This window comes from Mesorhizobium sp. M7A.F.Ca.ET.027.03.2.1 (genome assembly GCF_003999175.1).
Classification (GTDB): domain Bacteria; phylum Pseudomonadota; class Alphaproteobacteria; order Rhizobiales; family Rhizobiaceae; genus Mesorhizobium.
Window position 1 is genome coordinate 1 of the sequence record NZ_RZOM01000528.1, and the last position, 4,137, is coordinate 4,137.

Annotated in this window: 3 protein-coding genes; 1 reads left to right on the forward strand and 2 read right to left on the reverse strand. The window is 61.4% G+C overall.

Annotated elements, in window-relative coordinates:
• A partial coding sequence (locus EN750_RS21390; RefSeq protein ID WP_127397569.1) for an MFS transporter occupies nt 1-909 on the reverse strand: 909 nt, incomplete at its 3' end.
• Between the two features lie 158 nt (nt 910-1,067).
• Here EN750_RS21390 and EN750_RS21395 point away from each other — a divergent pair.
• On the forward strand, nt 1,068-2,039 hold the full coding sequence (locus tag EN750_RS21395) for a helix-turn-helix domain-containing protein (RefSeq protein WP_164873856.1): 972 nt from the start codon (nt 1,068-1,070) through the stop codon (nt 2,037-2,039).
• A gap of 53 nt (nt 2,040-2,092) precedes the next feature.
• Here the strand turns inward: EN750_RS21395 and recJ are convergent, their stop codons facing one another.
• Nucleotides 2,093-3,877 carry a single-stranded-DNA-specific exonuclease RecJ gene (recJ, locus tag EN750_RS21400; RefSeq protein ID WP_127397568.1) on the reverse strand — a complete coding sequence of 595 codons (1,785 nt, stop codon included), beginning with the start codon at nt 3,875-3,877 and terminating at the stop codon, nt 2,093-2,095.
• Nucleotides 3,878-4,137 lie beyond the last annotated feature (260 nt).

A 4,137-nucleotide genomic window follows, 5' to 3' on the forward strand; every position in this document is an offset into this window, starting at 1 on the left:
GTTCTGAAAGTAGGTCGTGAGAATATAGTAGCCCGAACTCAGCGCCATGTGATGAAAGAAACTCACCGCCATGGCCGTGACAAGGCTTCGATTGGCAAACAGCCGCAGTGGCGCGAGCGGATCGCGCACGCGTCTCTCGATGAGAATGAAGGCACAAAGCAGCAGCACACCGATTGCAAGCGATCCGGTGCTGCGAACCGTATTCCAGCCCACCTCAGGTCCACTGGCCAAGCCGAACACCAGCAATGTCGCGGCTGCCGTGACAACCAGCGCACCCGGCAGATCAAAACTCCGCCTCTGGCCACTATTTACCGGATCGGGCGCCAGGAGAACTGGCGCGGCGACAAGAGCGGCGCCCAGAGCCAGTGGAACGGTGAAGAAGAAGACCGCTTGCCAACCCCAGCCATTGGTCAGGACGCCTCCGATGATGGCACCGGCTGCCAGGCCGCCACTACCCGTGGCACCCCAGACTGCCAGCGCCCGATTGCGTTCTGCACCTTCCGCGAAGCTGGTATTGATCAGCGCCAGAGTTGCAGGAAACAGAAGCGCCCCGCCCAGGCCCTGAACGGCCCGAGCGACCACCAGCGTAAGAGCATCGGGCGCAAAGCCTCCTGCAAAGGACGAGACGCCATAGAGCACGAGCGCCAGGATGAACATGCGCCGCGGGCCAAGCCGGTCAGCCGCTCGACCGCCGAGCAGCAGAAAGCCGCCAAACGCCACGGCGTAAGCGCTCACCACCCATTGCAGCGACTGTGGCGTAAAGCCGACCTCCCGGCCAATATCCGGCAGTGCGACATAGACGATGTTGTAGTCGATCGCGATTATGAACTGCGCGAACGCCAGCAGCGCGAGCCTGAGCCCGGACCAGCGTGGCACTCCCGCATCGGTTTGATTCAGTGATTTCCGCATTTGCATCTTTCCCGACTATGGATTCCGCAGCCCGCTCTTCGTCAGCGAGACCCGCATGCGGCTACCCTGGAGGCGCAGCGCTTGTTTCGGAATTGGCATTTTTGACAAAGATTGTGCTAAACTTGCCACTCGACGAAACCGATACCGGGAGCCGCCCCATGGCTGGCAAGTGCATCCACGTGGTCATCTGGCTGCCGTCCGATTTCTATTCGGCGGTTGTCTCGACGCTGGTGGAGATGTTTCAGCTCGTGAATGACGTCAGCGGCTCACAGGTTCTCTCCTGCGAGTTCGTTTCCAGGGCGCCGCCTGCAATTTCGACGGCCGGAATTTCTTTCCCTGCGAAGACGCAACCGTCTCGAAAAATGGATGTGTTGATCCTCATCGCGATGCCAGGTGTCGATATTCCCGAACTTCTGCGCTCGCTTGACCAGGAGAGTGAGTACTCAAAACCGCTGATCGCACTCGCACGACAACAGGATGCAATCATCGCGGCACATTGCGGTGCATGTTATCTGCTCGCCGATACAGGGCTGCTGGACGGCAAGCGTGCGACGATATCCTGGTGGCTAAAGTCCCACGTAAGCAGCCGATTTCCGCAAGTTCAATGGGACTCGTCGCACATGCTTGTTCGCGACGATCGCCTATACACTTGCGGCGGCGGATTTTCGGGACTGGAACTCGCCAAAGCTCTGCTGGTCGATCTCGGCTTCTCGAAAGAGGAGCGGATCGTTCGAAAGCTCTTGGTTCTTCCGCCTTCGCGCAAATTTCAAAGCCCCTACGAATTCCCTCTCGAAGAATTGCCGAAGGAGACCAATCCGCTGGAGACCAAACTGCGTGGACTCGCGGAAAACAAGATACGGGAAATCGATTTGGGCTTTCTCGCGGCGGGACTTGGCATGTCTGCGCGAACGCTGTCTCGCAGATTTGTTAGTGAACTCAAGACCACGCCGGGAAAATGGATCCAGGAAAGACGGCTTGAACTCGCAAGGTCGCTGCTTGAGGGAACCAAGCTAAGCGTCTCGGAAATCTGCTATCGGGTGGGCTATCAGGACGTGGCTTCGTTCAGTCGCACTTTCTCCAAGACGACCGGAATGGCGCCGGGCGAGTTTCGGAAGCAGATACGATCATAGATCGCCCGAGGCGAACATTGCCGCGCAAGCTACGGTTCGGTCACACAAGAACCTCACGCACGAGCCGCATCGCTGATGCGAAACTGCACGGTGCGGTTGCCGTTCCAGTAGTTGCCTGACAACGAACCGGCGACGTGGATCGTCTTGCCCCGGTTCTTGAACAGGAATTCGCCAAGTGCGGTTTCGACAGCGCGAAAGGCGATCGCCTGGATACGGCCGCCGCTTTCCGATTGCAGTTCGACGCGGATGTGGTTGGTGCCGACCGGCCGCGCATCGGCCAATCGGTGGCGCGGCAACGCGAAAACAGGGGCCACATGCCCGGCACCGAAGGGTCCGGCCTGTTCCAGCGCGTCGAGCAGGCTGAGCGTCGCGCCTTCAGCGGCAAGTGCGCCGTCTATGGCCAGGCTTTCCTCGCCCTGCAGGCGAAACACGTCGGCTGCCGCCCGTTCTTCAAAAAACGCCCTGAGTTCGCCAAGCCTTGCCCGCTCCACGGTGATGCCCGCCGCCATGCCATGGCCGCCGCCCTTGACGATCAGACCGGCAACGGCCGCCTCGCGCACCAGCCGGCCGAGGTCGAAACCCGAGACCGAGCGGCCCGAACCGGTGCCGATGCCCACAGCATTGAACGCGATGGCGAAGGCGGGCCGCCGGGCATGATCCTTCAATCGCGAAGCGAGCAGGCCGACAATACCCGGATGCCAGCTGTTGGAGGCGGTGACGACGATAGCCGGGCCATTGCCGCCGGCGAGCTCTGCATCGGCCTCGACGCGCGCCGCCGCGAGCATCTCCTGCTCCATCAACTGCCGTTCCTGGTTGAGCCGGTCGAGCGTCTCGGCAATGGTGCGCGCCTCGACCGGATCGTCGGTCGCAAGCAGCCGGCTACCAAGTGCGGCATCGCCGATGCGTCCGCCGGCATTGATGCGCGGGCCGATCAGATAGGCCAGATGGAAAGTGCTGATCGGCTCGCCGATGCGCGACACGCGTGCCAGTGCCGCCAACCCTTCATTCTTCTGCTGGCGCGCCATCTGCAGCCCCTTGACCACGAAGGCGCGGTTGACGCCGGTCAGCGGCACCACGTCACAGACTGTGGCCAATGCCACGATATCAAGCAGCGAAAGCAGGTCCGGCGGCGTAGCATCGGCCATGCGGCCGCGCAGGATCCTGGCCGTCTGCACAAGGGCGAGGAAGACCACGCCGGCGGCACAGAGATGGCCCTGCCCGGAAAGGTCGTCGTCGCGATTGGGATTGACGACGGCAATTGCCGCCGGCAAGGCACCGCCGACCTGGTGGTGGTCGAGCACCAAGACATCGGCCCCAGCCTCGTTGGCGGCATCGATGGAAACTGCGCTGTTGGTGCCGCAATCGACAGTGACGATCAGTGTCGCGCCACGCGAAACAAGTTCGCGCATGGCATCCGGGTTGGGCCCATAGCCCTCGAAAATACGATCCGGAATGTAGATTTCCGACGGCACCGAGAAATGCGTGAGGAACCGCTTCAGCAAGGCCGACGAGGCGGCGCCGTCGACATCATAGTCGCCGAAGATCGCCACCTTTTCCTTGGCCATCACCGCGGCGGCGATGCGGGCCGCCGCCCTGTCCATGTCGGTCAGCGATGCCGGATCCGGCAGAAGATCGCGGATCGTCGGGTCGAGAAACCGCTCGGTCTGTTCGGCGGTAACACCACGGCCGGCAAGCACCCGCGCGACGATGTCGGGCACGCCATGGCCTTGCGCGATGGCGAGCGCAATCATGTCCTGGCGTTCTGTCAGCCGATGTTCCCAGGAAACCCCTGATACTGACTGCCTGACATCGAGGAAGAGGCGTTTTTCGCCGGTCATACGCTTTGCCAACTCATCGTTGGCCGCACGATAATGCATGTCGCCCATAAGTGGGCAGCGGTTTTGGGGCGGCGACCTGCATTGGCAACAATTTTAAGCGCGTCGCGTTCACGCGACGCTCTATAGGCCAAAGGCAGGCAAAGCCAAGCGATTCACGGGTGCGCGCGGTCCCGAAATAAGTCAAGAAAACTGCGCTTTCGGCTTTTCAGCCTGGCGCCGAAGCCATTCGTCGGCCGCATCGCCCATCGTCTTTTCCACAC

Excerpts from the sequence above, each read along its gene's own strand:
- EN750_RS21395 (WP_164873856.1), top strand. The coding sequence starts at position 1,068 with ATGGCTGGCAAGTGCATCCACGTGGTCATCTGGCTGCCGTCCGATTTC.
- recJ (WP_127397568.1), bottom strand. The coding sequence starts at position 3,877 with ATGACCGGCGAAAAACGCCTCTTCCTCGATGTCAGGCAGTCAGTATCA.